Annotated in this window: 10 protein-coding genes and 1 pseudogene; 4 read left to right on the forward strand and 7 right to left on the reverse strand. The window is 61.6% G+C overall.

Going from position 1 to position 16,912, the window contains the following annotated elements:
• The first annotated feature begins 2 nt into the window (after positions 1-2).
• Entirely contained in the window at positions 3-593 is a 591-nt protein-coding gene (gene pcaG, locus D0B32_RS00120) for a protocatechuate 3,4-dioxygenase subunit alpha (protein ID WP_117331665.1), read from the forward strand.
• 1,177 nt (positions 594-1,770) lie between these two features.
• Here pcaG and D0B32_RS00130 read toward each other — a convergent pair.
• Both D0B32_RS00130 and D0B32_RS00135 read right to left on the reverse strand, forming a co-directional pair.
• The gene (locus D0B32_RS00130) at positions 1,771-2,349 is read right to left on the reverse strand and encodes an NnrU family protein (RefSeq protein ID WP_117331667.1); all 579 of its coding nucleotides are present in this window, start codon (positions 2,347-2,349) and stop codon (positions 1,771-1,773) included.
• 139 nt (positions 2,350-2,488) lie between these two features.
• The gene (locus D0B32_RS00135) at positions 2,489-2,752 is read right to left on the reverse strand and encodes an H-NS family nucleoid-associated regulatory protein (protein WP_117331668.1); all 264 of its coding nucleotides are present in this window, start codon (positions 2,750-2,752) and stop codon (positions 2,489-2,491) included.
• A 379-nt stretch (positions 2,753-3,131) separates the two neighbouring features.
• On the opposite strand from D0B32_RS00135, the gene D0B32_RS00140 reads away from it, so the two are divergent.
• From D0B32_RS00140 to D0B32_RS00150, 3 genes are all read left to right on the forward strand, one after another.
• Positions 3,132-3,776 (forward strand): LysE family translocator, encoded by a 645-nt coding sequence (locus tag D0B32_RS00140; RefSeq protein WP_117331669.1) that lies wholly within the window; start codon positions 3,132-3,134, stop codon positions 3,774-3,776.
• 376 nt (positions 3,777-4,152) lie between these two features.
• Positions 4,153-4,356: a cold-shock protein gene (locus D0B32_RS00145; RefSeq protein ID WP_012428559.1), complete on the forward strand. Its 204-nt coding sequence runs from the start codon at positions 4,153-4,155 to the stop codon at positions 4,354-4,356.
• 314 nt (positions 4,357-4,670) lie between these two features.
• A complete protein-coding gene (locus D0B32_RS00150) occupies positions 4,671-4,895 on the forward strand; it encodes a hypothetical protein (protein ID WP_117331670.1) in 225 nt (74 codons plus the stop codon).
• A gap of 60 nt (positions 4,896-4,955) precedes the next feature.
• On the opposite strand, the gene D0B32_RS00155 is transcribed toward D0B32_RS00150, so the two are convergent.
• The 5 genes and pseudogenes from D0B32_RS00155 to recC all read right to left on the reverse strand — a co-directional run bounded on the left by D0B32_RS00155 (position 4,956) and on the right by recC (position 16,785).
• A complete protein-coding gene (locus D0B32_RS00155) occupies positions 4,956-6,572 on the reverse strand; it encodes an acyl-CoA synthetase (RefSeq protein WP_117333385.1) in 1,617 nt (538 codons plus the stop codon).
• Between the two features lie 68 nt (positions 6,573-6,640).
• Positions 6,641-7,019: pseudogene (locus D0B32_RS00160) on the reverse strand (winged helix-turn-helix domain-containing protein); the annotation flags it as partial.
• 48 nt (positions 7,020-7,067) lie between these two features.
• Positions 7,068-9,230 (reverse strand): exodeoxyribonuclease V subunit alpha, encoded by a 2,163-nt coding sequence (gene recD / locus D0B32_RS00165; protein ID WP_117331671.1) that lies wholly within the window; start codon positions 9,228-9,230, stop codon positions 7,068-7,070.
• Entirely contained in the window at positions 9,227-13,105 is a 3,879-nt protein-coding gene (gene recB / locus D0B32_RS00170; RefSeq protein ID WP_117331672.1) for an exodeoxyribonuclease V subunit beta, read from the reverse strand. Before recB ends, recD begins: the two co-directional genes overlap by 4 nt.
• Entirely contained in the window at positions 13,102-16,785 is a 3,684-nt protein-coding gene (gene recC / locus D0B32_RS00175) for an exodeoxyribonuclease V subunit gamma (protein ID WP_259294831.1), read from the reverse strand. Before recC ends, recB begins: the two co-directional genes overlap by 4 nt.
• Positions 16,786-16,912: the final 127 nt, after the last annotated feature.

Raw genomic sequence — 16,912 nt, forward strand, 5'->3', positions numbered from 1 at the left:
CCATGAGCACACTCAAGCAAACCCCTTCGCAAACGGTTGGACCGTACTTCGCGTATGGCCTGTGTCCCGAGCAATACAACTTCGATCTGAAGAGCCTTTTTACGCCGGCGGTTGCCGACCATGAAGCAGCGGGCGAGCACATCACGATTGTGGGTCAGGTGTTCGACGGCGACGGCAACGTAGTAGGCGACGCCATGCTGGAAGTTTCGCAACTGGACAGCAACGGGCGCTATCCCGCCTCACGCGCGGAAATCGAAGCGAGTGGCTTCCGCGGCTTTGCGCGCGTCGGCACGGGGACTGATCCACAGAAGCGCTTCATTGTCGAAACGGTGAAGCCCGGCTGTGCGAGCGCTGACGAGGCGCCGCACCTGAACGTGATCGTGACGATGCGGGGGATGTTGCTGCATACGTTTACGCGGATTTACTTCGATGACGAAGCGGCGGCGAATGAACGCGATTCCGTTTTGGGGTTGGTGCCTGCGGCGCGGCGGGGGACGTTGATCGCGCGGCGCGAAGCAGGGACGAGCAAGACGGTTTATCGGTTTGACATTTATATGCAGGGTGAGCAGGAGACCGTGTTTTTTGATGTGTAATATTTTTCGCTTTTCATTTTCGCTTCATATTTGATGGGTATTGTGAAGGTTCAGGATTTGGGGTTTTTTCATCTCCTGAACTCCGAGTATTTTTGCGGCCCGCCAAGTGCGGGCTGTTTTTTTTGGTTTTTTTGCCTTACAGGCAGTCGAGGTGTTGTTTCGGGCCGGTGGTCTTACGTTTTTTGGCCTTTCCTTGTTTTCTTGTTGGTTTGCTTGCGTTGCCCCTGTGCGGGGCGGCACTCACTTTCTTTGCCGGCGTTTGGTCGCCTCTCGGCGTTGGCCTTTCCTGGTTTTGCTTTGGTCTATCTGCGTTGCCCCTGTGCGGGGCGGCATTCACTTTCTTTGCCGGCTTCGGTCGCCTCTCGGCGTTGGTCTTTCCTTGTTTTGCTTTTGGTCTATCTGCGTTGCCCCTGTGCGGGGCGGCACTCACTTTCTTTGCCGACGTTTGGTCCCCTCTCGGCGTTGGCCTTTCCTTGTTTTGCTTTTGGTCTATCTGCGTTGCCCCTGTGCGGGGCGGCACTCACTTTCTTTGCCGCCGCAAAGAAAGTAAGCAAAGAAAGCGGGCTCACACCGCCAGCTTGTAGGTGTCCCCCTCGCCGCTCTCTCGACATTGGTCCGAGACGAGATGTGTCCTCGCACCTTCCTCGTTCATGACAAGGCACTCATCCACCCCGCTCCGCACTCCGTGCGTCACGGACAGGATTGCATCGGAACCCCCACTGCCTCGTGGTGCCTGTGCGCGTTCAGCACTAAGTGATACGGATACCTAATCACCAAAAACCAGGAATGGATGGCTCGAGATTGCTGAGTCTTCACATGCACGGGCGTTCGCTTGGGGGGTATGCCAAACGACGGAGCGCGTAGCGCGAAGTGGAGCGGATGACTGCCTGGTCACGAAGGTTGAAGGTGCGAGGTCGCATCTCGTCTCGGACCAATGCCGCGTGAGTGGCGAGGGAGACACCTACGAGCTGGCGGTGTGAGCCGCTTTCTTTTGCCTACTTTTCTTTGCGGCAGGCAAAGAAAAGTAGGTGCCGCCCCGCACAGGGGCAACGCAAGCAAACCAATAACAAAACAAGGAAAGGCCAAAAAATAACGCAAGCAAAGGCCAAGAAACGACTGAACAAATTGCAAGGAAAGGCCCAAAAAAACCAAAGCGCCGCAGGCAAAACAAAAAACATCAACCAAAAACCCGAACCCCTATCAACCACCCATGAACCCAAAACCCAAACACCCCCCAAACAACAACCCCAATCAAAACCGCAACCAAATCCCCAGACCCGCGCCCAGCAGGATAAACAACGCCACCAGCAAAATCACGCCGCCGCGCAGCGGCAAACGCAAGCACACCCCAAACGAGAAACGCTCCAAACAACACCACCGCATTCAGCGTCCCATTCGCCACCAAATGCGCGAATGCCCATATCGCGGCGCTCAGCGCCATCGGATGCCCAACCCACACCTTGAAGTGATTCGCCGGCACATACGCGGCAACGAACAGAATAAAGGCAATCAACGTCAGCAACGCGGCCAGATGCACGGTCCAGACCGGCGGTATCCACAGGACGACGGGCGCTTTGCGAGCTATCCCATACCCGCAGATAATCAACACCAGCCCGACTGCCGACGCTATCGAATATGCACCCTTCCAGCCATTCGGCCCGATGCGCTCGATCTGCCGTGTGCGCCAGGACTCTGCAAAAATCCGCACCGAATGTAAGCCCAGGAAAATCACCAGCCCCAGCACCAGTACCGACATGGCCAACTCCTCGCGACAGGTATCGACGGATTGAAGCGCCCCACTCGTTTTGGCAAGTCATCACCACGTACGCTTGACTGCCCCGCGGAAAACCACACGCGGCTTTGCTACTGGTCCGACAATAAAATTCAGCGCCGATTTAACAGCGGAAATGGTCGATATTCTGGCCGGCGTAAATCGCCCGTGCTAACCAGTCGGGTTTGTCGCCCTGGCCGTCCCATGTATTCCCATAAGCGTCACGATACATGACCGCATGGCTTTTGGCGGCATCGGCCTCGATGGATTTAGCCAGCGCCTCCAGCGTGATTCCGTACTCTTCCATGCGGCGACGCACCCACAGGACAAGACGCTCCCGCGCATTCCCGTCGAGGTCGAACAGCCGTTGTTCTTCTCGCTCTTTCATAACGTATCGATGTCGCGTTTGAATAACGCGCGTTCTGGAAAAATGAAAACCACTCGCTTAACGACGCGAATTCAATAAACGATTCGAGTGTGCCGAACGGCATTCGATCTCGCAGCACGTATGTGCGCGCACTTTCGCCCCGGAAACGATGCCCGACTCGTCTAACATTCAGGAAAATTTCAGGAAATCCGTGTGGTACGCGGCTCGATCGTCGCCCGTCAGGCACTCGGCCAGCAAGGGCTGCTTCAGCGTCTATGCGCGGATTCTAGCACTCATTTTCCGCCCTGCACGGCGAGCGTTTCAACCCACTCGATACACGCGCGCCGACGTGTTATTTTGTCGTTCCAGCCTGCTTCGCGCGCTTTCACAGGAAGCTGTCATGTCACCCTCAGCCGCAATCGTCACCATCCTCTCCGCGCTGCTTATCGGCGCAATGAGCCCCGGACCCAGTTTCGTCATCGTCGCGCGCAATTCGGTCGGACTGTCGCGCCGCGATGGTCTCGCCACGGCACTTGGCATGGGCGTCGGCGGCGTGTTTTTCAGCGGCATCGCGCTGCTCGGGCTCTACACACTGCTCGCCGCCGTGACGTGGCTGTACGTGAGCCTCAAGGTGGCCGGCGGTCTGTATCTGATCTACCTGGCGTCGAAAATCTGGCGTGGCGCACCCGCACCGCTCGCTTTCGATGCGGCCCAAAACGGCGCGCTTGCCAACAGCAATCCGCGCAAGTCATTCTGGATTGGTTTGAGCACCCAACTCAGCAATCCGAAAACCGCGATCTATTACGGCAGTATTTTCGCTGCGCTGCTGCCGCAACATCCGCCGGTGTGGTGTTATTTCGTGTTGCCGCCGGCCATTTTCACCATTGAAGCCGGGTGGTACACGGTGGTCGCTTTGGGCTTCTCGAGCAAGCGGTCGCGCGAGTGGTATCTGCGCGGCAAGACGTGGGTGGATCGCGTGGCGGCGGGCGCAATTACCGCCCTCGGTCTGCGTTTGATCTTCGCAGCCCACCGCGTTGGGCTTTGACTCGCCCTTCATTGCCCACCAAATCGCGCACCCTGCTCCACTGAACAAACGGCTCGTCGCGAAGCCCGTCGCCACTCGCAAGAAACGCTGCGCGCCATACCAGGCATGAAGGGCAGCGTTTCGAGGCACGACGTTTTTCATCAGGGGGCCTGATCGTTTCCCGAACCGCTCACGCCATCTTAACGGAAACTTTACAAGAAAGTCCTTGACGGCCCAGGTGTCATCCCGTTATTGTGGCTCCCGAAGTTCAAGAAGTTCGATTGCTGTTCATCAATTGCTCGCTCCCTCAGCGGTATTCGTTGTCCTCTCCCTCCTTGACGCTTCGCGTGCTCATTTCAGAGCGATTTTTCATTTATTTTTTCCTCAAGGATTCTTCATGGATACCGGTACCGTTAAGTGGTTCAACGACAGCAAGGGCTTTGGCTTCATTACTCCGGACAAGGGCGGCGACGACCTGTTCGCTCACTTCTCCGAAATCAGCGGCGACGGCTTCAAGACGCTGGCTGAAAACCAGAAGGTGAGCTTCGAAACGAAGCAGGGCCCCAAGGGTCTGCAAGCGGCTAACATCAAGCCGCTGTAAAGTTTGACGGGTCCGGTATCCGCAAACGGGTACCGGGCTGCAGCGACATCCTCGCGGAGCTTTGTCTCCCACAGTTGGCGTAATCGCTCGAGCTGTTTTCGTTGCGCCCAACGCCTCGCTTGGCCTCCCCGCATACTCCCTGGCTTGACTCGCCTTCGCGCCTTTCTTAATCTCCATTCGCGATTACACCGCCATAGCGCCTTAACGCTGCTTCAACACCGCGTTAACATCGTTTACACATTCGGCGCGTAGCATCTGGCTAGAACGGGACCCACCCGATCGCCTTCGCGCGTGGTCAACTTATTAAAATTAAAATGCAGAACGAACACATTCAACATTACAACGGCTATGCCGTCCAACCCTCGGCGCATCGCTTGCCCGATGGCACTTTTTCATCCAATCTGCTGCTGGAACGCACCGGCAATGCACCGGTCGAGTCGCGCTATCAGTTCTATTCGCTCGACTACTTCAGCAATGAAGAGCAGGCGTTGCAGCACTCGTGCCGCTGGGCACGCAACTGGGTCGACAGCCGCGGCTAATCGGCAGATAAGCGCAGACAAGCGCAGCTAAACGCAGCGGCGCGCACCAGCGCGCCGTCATCACAAACCGGCCTTCACCCGCGCACGCAATTCGAACTTCTGGATTTTCCCGGTCGACGTTTTCGGTAGCTCTCCGAAGCAAACTGCCTTGGGCAGTTTGTAGCCGGCGAGCAACGAACGGCAGTGCTCGATGATTTCCTCTGCTGTGACGCTAGCGCCTTCCCTGAGTTCGACGAAAGCGCACGGCACTTCGCCCCATTTCGCGTCCGGCATCGCTACCACGGCGGCCACCGCCACTGCAGGGTGCCGATACAGCGCATCTTCGACCTCGATGCTCGAAATGTTCTCTCCACCCGAAATGATGATGTCCTTGCTGCGGTCGCGAATGCGCATGTAGCCGTCGGACATCAACACGCCCAGGTCGCCGGTATGAAACCAGCCGCCCTGGAACGCTGTCTCCGTGGCGCGTGGGTTCTTCAGATAGCCCTTCATGCAGATATTGCCGCGAAACATGATCTCGCCGAGCGTCTCGCCGTCGTCGGGCACGGGTTGCAGCGTGTCGGGATCCAGCACCGCGACAGCGGCCTGCAGGTGATAGCGCACACCCTGGCGCGCATTGAGTTGCGCGCGCTCGTCGTCGCTGACGGTGGCCCAGCTTTCCTGCGTCGCGCAAACTGACGCCGGTCCGTAGACCTCCGTCAAACCGTAGACATGCGTGAGATCGAAACCGATTTCCTTCATCTTCGCAATCACCGCAGGCGCGGGCGCGGCACCTGCCACCATCGTCGCGACGCGGTGCTCGATACCCTCACGCCACTGCTGCGGTGCATTGGCGAGTGCGCTCTGCACAATCGGCGCTCCGCAGTAATGCGTCACGCGCTCGTTGCGAATCAGCTCGAACACGGTCTTTGCGTCGAACTTGCGCAGGCACACATTGACGCCCGCCCGCGCCGCCACCGTCCACGGAAAACACCAGCCGTTGCAGTGAAACAGCGGCAGCGTCCACAGATATACCGCATGTTTGGGCATATCCCATTCGAGGATATTGCTCAGCGCATTCAGATACGCGCCACGATGGTGATACACCACGCCCTTGGGATCGCCTGTCGTGCCGGAGGTGTAATTCAACGCGATCGCATCCCATTCGTCGGCGGGCGGCTGCCAGGCAAATTGCGGATCGCCTCCTTGCAGGAACACTTCGTAATCGGTGGCACGCGAAAATTTTGCGGGGTCGGCCGGCATCACGTCGTTCACGCTGATGATGCGCAAGTCGGGAAACTCTTGCGCGGCGCGCGCGGCCACATCACCGAACTCCGTATCGACGATCAACACCCTGGCTTCGCCGTGCCGCAGCATGAACAGAATGGTGGCGATATCGAGCCGCGTATTGAGCGTATTGAGCACGGCACCCGCCATTGGCACGCCGAAATGCACTTCGATCATCGCGGGAATGTTGGGCAGCAATGCGGCTACGGTGTCGCCCCGGCCAATGCCCGCCTGTTGCAGCGCACTGGCGAGACGCCGCGTACGCTCATAGGTTTCGCGCCAGGTGCGACGCACCTCGCCGTGCACGATCGCGAGACGCGCGCCGTAGACCTCGGCCGCACGCGCAATAAAGTCGATCGGCGTAAGCGGGACGTAGTTGGCCTCACGGCGGTCCAATCCTTCGTCGAACATATGCATTGCTTCGTCTCCTGGTTGGCCACGCGTGCAAACGGTGTGCACGCCTTGCCGCGCACACCGGGCTACTCGTGCGCGCCGCCGCCTTCGTCGCCGATCTGTTCGAGCCGGTATCCATAGCCGTAAATGGGCGTCAGACGGTAGCCATGTTCCGGCCGCAAGCCGAGTTTCGAGCGCAACATGGATACGTGAGTATCCATCGTCCGCGTCGGAATATCCACGGTCTGTTTCCACACCCTGTCCACGATATGCGCGCGACAATGGACGATTCAGATGCTGGAACAACAGCAGCGCAAGCTCGAACTCCTTCTGCGTAAGCGCAACGAGTTGCCGCTTCACGTGTACGTGCTTCGCATTCAGGTCGAATTCGAAATCGCCATATGCGGCCTTGAGCGGCGCGGTGTCGAGTTGATAAGTGCGCCGTAGCAGCGAACCCCCGCGCGCCAACCGCGCCAACCGCAAGACTCCAAACGCGGACGCCAAACCCATGCTTCAGTCGCCTTGCGCGTCGCCTTCACCTCCAAATCCGGCCAGCAGTCCGCTCGCCCGATGCACCTTCGCACACACCGCCCGCTCCAGCACGGGCTTGCCTTCAGGAACGGCCAGCGTGAGAAACGCACGGGCCCGCGTGATGCCCGTGTACACCAGTTCGCGCGTGAGAATCGGACTGAAGGTATCGGGCAACACCAGCGCCGCGTGCATGAATTCGGAGCCTTGCGACTTGTGCACGGTCAGCGCCAGCACGGTTTCCACCGCTTGCAGACGGCTCGGCAACACCCACTTGATACCACCTGCGCCATCGCCAGCGGGAAACGCCACCCGCAGCACCGCACTCTCGGGCGTGGCACCCGGCAGTTCGAGCGTGATGCCGATATCGCCATTCATCAGCCCAAGCTCATAGTCGTTGCGCGTGACCAGCACGGGTCGGCCCGGATACCACTCGCCACGCGCGCTGATGAGCCCTTCTTCCTGTAAGAGACGCGCAACCCGTTTGTTGAGTCCCTCCACGCCCCACGGACCACGCCGCAATGCACAAAGCAACTGGAACTCGCCCTGCGCTTTCAGGACCTCACGCGCCCACGCGTCGAAGGCTTCCTGTCCCGCGTGCCGTGACGGTTGCCGCTCGCGCATGGTCTGCAAATAGTGACGATAACCATGCCGTGCATGCGCCGGCTCACCATTCGCGCCGAACAGTTGCGCAGACGCCGCCGCGCCACCTTCGCCGTCGATCACCAGCGCCTTGAACGCAGCATCGTCCGTCGCCGAACACACCAGCAAGGCGAGATCCGCATGACCGTGCGTCCAGATGCGTGCGACGGCCGCCGCGTCCCCAGCGTTGACCAGCGCAGCAAGCTGGCCGATGCCGCTTTCCGCAGAGAAGCGATGGCTTTGCCGCAACATCGCCACCGACTGATCCAGCGCCGTGCCCTGCGCATCGAGCATGGCCGCTTCGATCTGCTCACCCGTGGCGGCCTGCAGCCAGTCACGGGTGGCGGGCGTGTAGTGGCCGTCACCGGCGCGCTGGCAGAGTTCACCGAGCACCGCGCCCGCTTCGACCGACGCCAGTTGATCCTTGTCGCCCAGCAGAATCAAACGCGCGGACGCAGGCAATGCATCGAGCACGGCCGCCATCATCTCAAGATCGATCATGGAGGCTTCGTCGATGACCAGCACATCTACGGGCAATGGGTTGCTGACATCGTGACGAAAACGCCGGCTATCTGGACGCGTACCCAGCACGCGATGCAAGGTGGTCACCACAGTCGGGATCGCTTCGCGCACCGCCGCGCCATTCGGCAGTTGCTCCACCGGCAATTGCGCCACCGCACTGGCAATGGATTCGTTCAGGCGCGCCGCCGCTTTTCCGGTAGGCGCGGCCAGCCGAATCCGCAATGGCCGCACTGCCCGCCCGGCGCGCTGTGACGCAGCGTTTTCATCCAGCGCGAGCGTTTGCAGCAAGGCCAGCAAGCGCACCACTGTCGTGGTTTTACCCGTACCGGGCCCACCCGTGATGATGCTAAACGCGCTGCGTGCGGCCAGCGCACAGGCGAGCTTTTGCCAATCCGCGCCTGTGGCTTTGACGTCCCGACGCGGAAACAATACGTCGAGCGCGGATCGTGCGGCGCCGGCCTGCAACGACGCTTCGAGATGAAGAGACGCGGCGAGCCGCCGTTCGATTCCAGCGCGTACGTCCTGCTCGTATTGCCAATAGCGCCGCAAATACAGGCGCGTCCCCACCAGAACGAGCGGCGTATTGCCCGCGCCCGTGCCAACCAACGCCGGTTGTTCGAGCGCAGCCCGCCAGCGCGCGAGATCGACACCCGCCAGCACTTCCGTCGGTGCCGGTGGCGGCTCCACCGCGGTTTGCAGCGGCGGCCCATCGGGCGGCAACGACAAGGCGAATGCCGGATCGTCGAGCGTGGCCTGCAAATCGAGGCAAACGTGGCCACGGCCTAACTGATGACTCGCGAGCGCCGCGGCCAGCAGCAACAAGGGCGGCGTCTGCGGTGCTTCAGTCCGCAGAAAACGCGCAAAGCCCGCGTCGAGCGCGCGCAGCCAGCCGCGCTCCACCCACTGATCGAGCACGGCCAGCATGCGTGAGAGGGGGCTTTCGCTGTCCATGACGACTAGATTGTCAACGGCGTGCATCGTCATTCAGTTTCCTCGGATACGTAATCGGCGGCATCCGGTTCGCTGGCTCGATGAGCGAACAATGCATCCAGCGCTTCGATCAATTCGCGCGGCGGACGCTCGACATGCAACCCCTGGCCCGGCGCGCGGCCACCGCGCAAAAACAGATACACCGCGCCGCCCACATCGCGATCATAGTCATAGTCTGGCAAGCGCACCTTCAGCAGACGATGCAGCGCGAACAGATACAACACGTACTGCAATTCGTAGCGCGAATGCAGAATCTGCGCACGCATCCTCGCAGGCGTATAGGCAGAATCCTCAGGACCGAGCCAGTTGGACTTGTAGTCCGCCACGTAATAGCGGCCGTCATGCTCGAATACCAGATCGATAAAGCCCTTGAGCATGCCATTCAGTTGCGCGGCTTCGAGCGCCGGGCGCTCGGCGCCATCCAGCGTCAAACCGGAGACGAGTTGATCCAGCAACAACGTGTCCACCGTATGCGCGGCGAGCCAGAATTCCATTTCGGCCATATACGCCGTCAGCTCCGACAACACCACCGGCGGCACCGGTTCGCCGTCTACGGCAGGCAGTTCGAGTGGCGTACGCAACAGGTATAGCAACCAGTTGGTGAGCGGTTCAATCCAGCGCGCCCAGCCGCGCAGATTGCAACGCCGCGCTACCGTATCGCGTACCAGTTGCTCGTTAGCAGCGACCTTGTCGAAGCCTTCATCTGCGGCCCACTCCATCAGGTCGTGCAGAAAGCTGCCCGCATCCGCCCCGCGCAAGAAACCGTGCAAAGTGTCTTCGCTTGCCGGCACCGACACGGGCGCGCTCACTAACGATGCGGGCGTGGAAGGCGCTTCTTCCGTTTCCGCGTCCTCGGGCGCTTCGGCCTCCAGCAATTCATGGAACACGTCTTCGCTACGCGTTTCGGGGGCTTCGCGCGCTTCATCCAGTTGCGTGTCCGCGCGCTGTGCAGCGAGCGTAGCAGCGACGCCGCCACCTATCACGCCGTTGTCCTTCTTGAGGCTCGAATAGCTTGCGATCCACCAGTTTTCGCGCACGCGCTTGAGCAACTGGCGCGCGCTGCCACGCATCTGCTGCGAATCAAGTTGCACGAATGGTTCGATGCGGGCGGCAGGCGCTTCGCCAACGCTCATTTGCGCAAGCGTGCCCCGCATCTGTTCGAGCAGGGCGCCTAATTCAGTGGACGCAATCGCCTTGCCGCCATTGAGCAGATAACCCAACGCGCTCGACTCCAGATTCGCAATGGGCGCCATGCCCACCCACGTCGCGTAGCGTGCGCGCGTGAGCGCCACGTAGAGCTTGCGCAAATCTTCGCCAAGCCGCTCGCGGTCGACACGCGGCAACACGTCCGCATCGCCGAGCGTGATGTGCAGTTGGCCCGTTTCATCGTGCCATTTGAGCGGCATGTCGCTTGCACTCGCAGGACGATAGGTGCAGGCAAATGGCAGAAAAACCAGCGGATATTCGAGTCCCTTCGATTTGTGCACCGTCACCACCTGCACGAGACCCGCGTCGCTTTCGAGGCGGAGCTGTCGCGCATCGCCACCTGCACTGGCGCCCTCGTCCTGGCGCTGCTCGTCCAGGTAACGGATCAGCGCGTGCTCGCCGTCGAGCTGCGCGCTCGCCTGTTGCAACAGCTCCGCCAGATGCAGCAGATTGGTCAGCACGCGTTCGCCGTTCACGGCCGCGCCCGCTGTCTGCCCAAGCAGCCGCTGCGGAACGTGGAAGTCGTTGAGCAGGCGGCGCAGCATCGGCAGCACGCCCTTTTTGCGCCAGCTCTCACGGTAGCCGCGAAACTGCAGCACGCATTCTTCCCACGCCAGTTCGTCGCGATTGAATCTGTCGAGCGCGGCCCAATCCAGACCCAGCGTGACGGTGGCGAGCGCCGTACGTATCAGGCGTCCATCGTCCGGATCAGCGCACGCCGCCAGCCAGTGACGCAGTTCGACCGCCTGTTCGGTTTCGAACACGGAATCGCGATCGGAGAGATACACGCTGCGCACGCCGCGTTCGGCGAGCGCGTGACGAATCGCCTTCGCCTCGGTGCCGTTGTTGACCAGTACCGCCATATCCGCAGGCCGTAGCGGCGTTAAACCGCCTGACGCCTGAAAGCCCGCTTCGCCTCGTTGCCCGGCGTTCAGCAGACGCACCATTTCCGTTGCGCAACTAGCCGCCATACCGCTCAGATACGCGCTCTTGCTAAGCGGCTTGCCCTCCTCGCCCGCAGCTAGCCACCATACCGTGAGCGCAGGCAGATCCGCGCCCGCATCCTGCAAACGATCCTTGCGCCCATGCGCTTCGGCGGCTACGAATGGCAACGGGTTTTCGCCACTGTCCGCGCCACGAAACAGAAACGCGCCCTCGCCGTCGTGCCGCTCTTCCGCTACCTCGAAGCAGCGGTTCACGGCGATCACCATGTCCAGCGTGGAGCGGAAGTTTTTCTTCAGCGTGTACAGCCTGCCCGCGCAGGCACGCCGCGCTTTCAGGTACGTATAGATATCCGCGCCGCGAAAAGCGTAGATGGCTTGCTTCGGATCCCCAATCAAAATGATGGCAGTCTGCGGATCGTTGTCGGCAATACGATAGACCGCATCGAAGATTTCGTACTGCACCGGGTCGGTGTCCTGGAACTCGTCGATCAGGGCGACCGGATACTGCTGCCGAATGATTTCCGCGAGACGCTCGCCATTCGGCGAATGCAGCGCCGCATTCAAACGGGTCAGCAGATCGTCAAAGCCCATTTGCGAACGACGCGCTTCTTCAGCCGCGAAACGCTCGGCCACCCAACGCGCGGCGTGGCACAGCACATCGTGGTAGGCGGTGGGGCGCGCTTTCAGCGATGCCCGCAGAGACTCCATTGCAACGAACGCCGGATGTGACGGCGGTTCACCTGTCAGCCAGATTTCCGCGAGGCCCGCCGGCGTGAAACGCGTCCACACCGCGGCCGTGGCATCGAACTCGGGTTCGAGCATGTCGGGGGTGGTAGCCCAGTCGCGCAGCTTGTCGATCCACTTCTTGCAATTGGGCGCGTTCAGACTGGTCGCCTTGAACTGCTTTTTAGCGCGTGCATCGTCGAAGAGAATCTGCATCTCGTCGCACCATTGCGGCCAGTTTGCCTTGAGCGCGTCGAGATGTTCACGCTGCTTGATGCGAAACGCCTGCAACGCGTCGAGCGGAGCGGGCGCATCCGGCAGCAATTCGGCGTGGCCGGTCAAGCCGCGAAGTTTGCCCTGCAGATCGGATGGGCTCGCAAACCAGCCGCGCACTTCGCTGGCCGACGCCGCGTCGAGCGGCGCAAGGAAGGTGCGCCAGTAATCCCGCACCACTTCCGCACGCAACTCACTCTGATCGGTTTCCAGCGTCTGCGAGAACAGACTGTCGCTGTCGAACGCGTGCTCGCTCAACATCCGGTTGCACCATCCGTGGATGGTCGAGACCGCCGCTTCGTCCATCCATTCCGCGGCCAGCTGCAAACGGCGCGCACAAGCGGCCCATTGATCCTCGGCATAGGCGTCACGCAGATCGTGCAGCAGGTCTTCGCCTTGAGGACGCGCTTCGATCTCGCCCGGCTCCGCGCGGAAATACGCCGCGGCCTCCATCAGGCGCGCACGGATACGCTCGCGCAATTCCTTGGTCGCAGCGTCAGTGAACGTCACCACGAGAATTTCGGGCGGCGTGAGTGCGCGCGCTTCCGTGTCCGCATTCAAGCCACGATGTCCGAGTACGAGGCGCACGTAGAGCATCGCGATCGTAAACGTCTTGCCCGTGCCTGCACTGGCTTCGATCAGGCTGCTGCCTTGCAACGGAAATTGCAGCGGTTGCAGTACTTCGGCTGGCGCGGCAACTGCCGCTTTAGACGTCGCCGTCATTGTGTGTCTCCCGCACCTGCCGCAGCGGCGCTGCCGGTCGCGCCCGCTGCATGTGCAGCGGCATGTTTCGCTTTCGATGAACCCGCGGGCATCGCACGTTGCAGCGGCGCCAGCAACGCGACTGCAAGCTCGTCGAACTCGCCGCTCTGCGCGAGCGCGCTAAAGCTGAGGTAGGCGCGCCGCAGGTAAGGGTTGGTGTCACGTTCGCCCTGCTGGTTTGCGCCCCCCTCGTAGGTGACGCGCGCGGCGTCCTCGGCTTCGACGAGCTGGCCGTGAGCGTGCATGCTCGAGCCTTCCGCATCGCGATTTGCCGATAGATCGAAGTTATCGGGCCGCTTTCTAAGCCACGCAAAGGCAGTTTTGACAGCCAGCGGCAACGGCCTGCGCATCCCTTCGTCCCAGGCCCGCAGCAAACGCAGCATCCAGCCATGCGCAAGGTCCGCCGCAACCGGCGCAAGCTCGACGCTACCCACCTTGCTGACGATCACCGTCGTCACGGCGCCCACAGCCAGTTGCGCGGCCAGATGCGCCACCCAGTAAGCAATGACCCGCTCGCCGCGATACTTGCGGTCCTTGATCAGCGTGCCCGGATCGAGAAATACGCGGCCATAGGTGCCATCGGGACCGCTGCGCAAACCGCCCACCCAGTCTTCCACGGTCAAACCACGCGGTCCGCCTTCGAGACGTAACTCGAACTGCTCATCGAGCAAGGTCGGCCAGCGCTGCAATTCCGCCCGGTAGCGTTCGAACAGATCGGCCATTGGCTCCATCAAGTCGCTTGCGATGATTTCGCCGAACCCGCCTGCCGCCAGTTCACCGCTGCGATGCATGCTTTCCAGGCGGCTCTGCGCAGCCGGTAGCAAATCCTCTTCACCCTGCTCCAGCGCGAGGGTCTGTGCACGAATCAATTCGCTTTGCAGTTGCCATGTTTCGAGCTGGTCCACGGCAAACGGCTCGTGATTGTCGCTGGCCGCGTCTTCGGTTTCGAATGCCACGCGCAACCGCTGACGGAAAAAACTCTTCACCGGGTCGCGCAAGAAATCAGCGAGTTCACGCACCGAGAGCGGTTCGTCACGCTCGAGCGGCGGCAGCGCGGTGTCAGCGGCAGCGAGGGGCGCAACGGGCACGCCTTGCACGCTGTCGTGCGTGAGCGCACGCGGCGCCGGCTGGCTCCATTCGCGCGCATACGTGAATAGCTTCGACTCGCCGGGTAGCGCCGGAAAGTACGCGGCGCTAAACGGCTGGAGGCGATGATCCACGGTCAGTGCATCGAGCAGCGCGTCCTGCCTGTCATCCGCCGCGCCCTTGAGATGCCAGCCCGCCTTCAAATGATCGCGCAACTGACCGACCAGCACGGAGGGCGGGCGCGGCGTATTGTCATTGACGCTGCGGCCCACCCACGAGACATGCAGACGTTCGCGCGCCGACAGCAACGCCTCCAGAAACAGATAGCGGTCGTCCTCGCGGCGCGAACGATCACCGGGCCGGTAATTGCGGCGCATCAGGTCGAAATCGAGCGGCATGCGGTTGCGCGGATAGTCGCCGTCGTTCATGCCGAGCAAGCACACCTGGCGAAACGGAATGGCGCGCATCGGCATCAGCGTTGCAAACGTGACGGCGCCCGCGAAGAAACGCTGCGACAGTCCCCCGCTTTCGAATTCCGACAGCCAGTAATCGCCCACGATGGAAAGCGGCAGTTCACCCGTTAGCGCCGCCTCGTCGCAGGCGTCGAGCCACGCTTCGAGCGCAGCGTCCAGCCGTTCCAGCGTGTAGGCGTCTTCGCTATCGTCGGCGGCAAAAAACTGCGCTTTCAATGCGCGCAAACGGGCGCACCAGGCGGCAACCGTCGCGGGTTGACGCAGCGTTTGCCACGTGATGTCGAGCGCGTCGATCAATTGCGTCAGCGGTCCGAGCAAGGCCGCATCCAGACCGCCGATTTCCGCGTAGGGTTCGATATCGCGCCACGCGCCGGCCCTGTCGCCTGCCGCGTAACCCAGCAACATGCGGCGCAGACCGAAGGCCCAGCTATTGGGCGCGTTGTCGTCGTCCGCTTGCGGCAGGCCCAGACTGGCGCGTTGCTCGGCGTGCAGGCCCCAGCGGATATTCGCGCCACTGATCCACGCACGCAGTTTCGGCAGATCGTCCGTGCTGATGCCGAAACGCGCGCGCAACGCCGGCACTTCGAGCAGATCGAGCACGTCGCTCACGGTGAGGCGCGATTGCGGCAACGCCAGCAGTGTTTCGAGCGCGCCGATCAGGGGATCGAAATCGCGCTGGCCACGGTCGGCGACGCTAAACGGAATATGACGCGGGTCGTCGTTCTCCAGCAAGCCGAACACCGCCTGAATGTGCGGTGTATAGACCTCGATGTCCGGCACCATCACGATGATATCGCGCGGTCGCAGCGTCGGATCCGCAGCAAAAGCGGCCAGCAACTGATCGTGCAGAATCTCGACCTCGCGTTGCGCGCTGTGCGCGATGTGAAAACGGATCGACGCGTCACGCTTCGGATCAACCGCGGGCCACAACGTGCGACTCTCGCGCAGCGGCCGTAGATCACGAATATCATCCTGCAACTGCTGCAGCATCGTGGTGGCTTCGTCGCTGTCGAACAGATCAATACGCTGGCCAATGCCCGTGAAATGCCGCGTGTAGCTTTCGCGCGCTTCGGCGCTGTCGTATTCGTCGAGCAGACCGATAAAATCGCGTCCCTGTTTGCCCCACGCCGCCAGCAACGGTTGCGCATGCAGATGCAACTGGGCCTCTTCCATCACCGCAGGCGCGCCATGACGGCGCTGCTGACGCGAGCGCTGCGCGCGCAATAAATCCTGATCGGCCACGATATCGGCCCAGTAGTGCGCGCAGGGGTTGTGCACGCACATCAGCACCTGGGTCCAGCGCGCCAGGGCGGCCAGCACTTCCACCGCCTGGCGCGGCAAGCTGGAAATGCCGAAGATGATGACGCGGCGCGGCAGGCCCTTTGGCCGGTCGCCTTCCGGACGTGACGACGCTGCGCGCATGAAGGCCTCGTGCACGGCGGCACGCCCCGCCTTCGACATATCCACGCCCGGCGCGCCATGCGCCTCCACGTCGTCTAGCAGTGCGCGCCACAGCGCTGCCTGCCAGCGGTATTCATCCGGCAGGGGCGTGCGGTTGTTGCGCGCGTCGATCTGCACGTCCTCACCAGCGGCCCAAGCGGCGAGCCAGTCGGCGCGATACACCTGGTACTGGTCGAACAGATCGGCAACCCGCTGGGCAAGCTGGAAGCGTTTGCGCTGGTCGTCGTCGCGCGCCATGAAGCGTTTGAGCGGCGCATAGCCCGGCAAATCGAGCAGATCGGGCAAGAGCCGCGTAAGCCGCCACACGAGGCGCGATTTGTCGAACGGGGATACGGCCGGCACCGCGTCTTCGCCGAGCACGGCACGGTAGACCTGCCAGAGAAAACTGGCAGGCAACAGCATGTCGAGCGCGGCCGAGATGCCGCAACCACCGTCTTCGGGATCAGCGGCAAGCGCCAGTTTCAGCCACTGCGCAATGCCGTTGCTCTGGACCAGAATGATTTCTTTTTCGAGCGGCGCCAGCGGGTGCTGGCGAATCCAGTGAACCATCAGGTCGCGCAGACGTTCCGGCTGATTGCCGTGCACCAGCATGAGTCCGGCGGGAATCGAATCTACTGTCAAACGTGGCTCCATCGCGACGAAACGGTTGATCGCACCATGTTACGGCATCGTGAGGCCACGCGGGCGCTCGTGCCTGGGTTCGTGCGAAGACATTGATTGACCGCGTCAGCATATTGGCGCGGCCTTT

Source organism: Paraburkholderia sp. DHOC27, assembly GCF_003429005.1.
Lineage (GTDB): Bacteria > Pseudomonadota > Gammaproteobacteria > Burkholderiales > Burkholderiaceae > Paraburkholderia.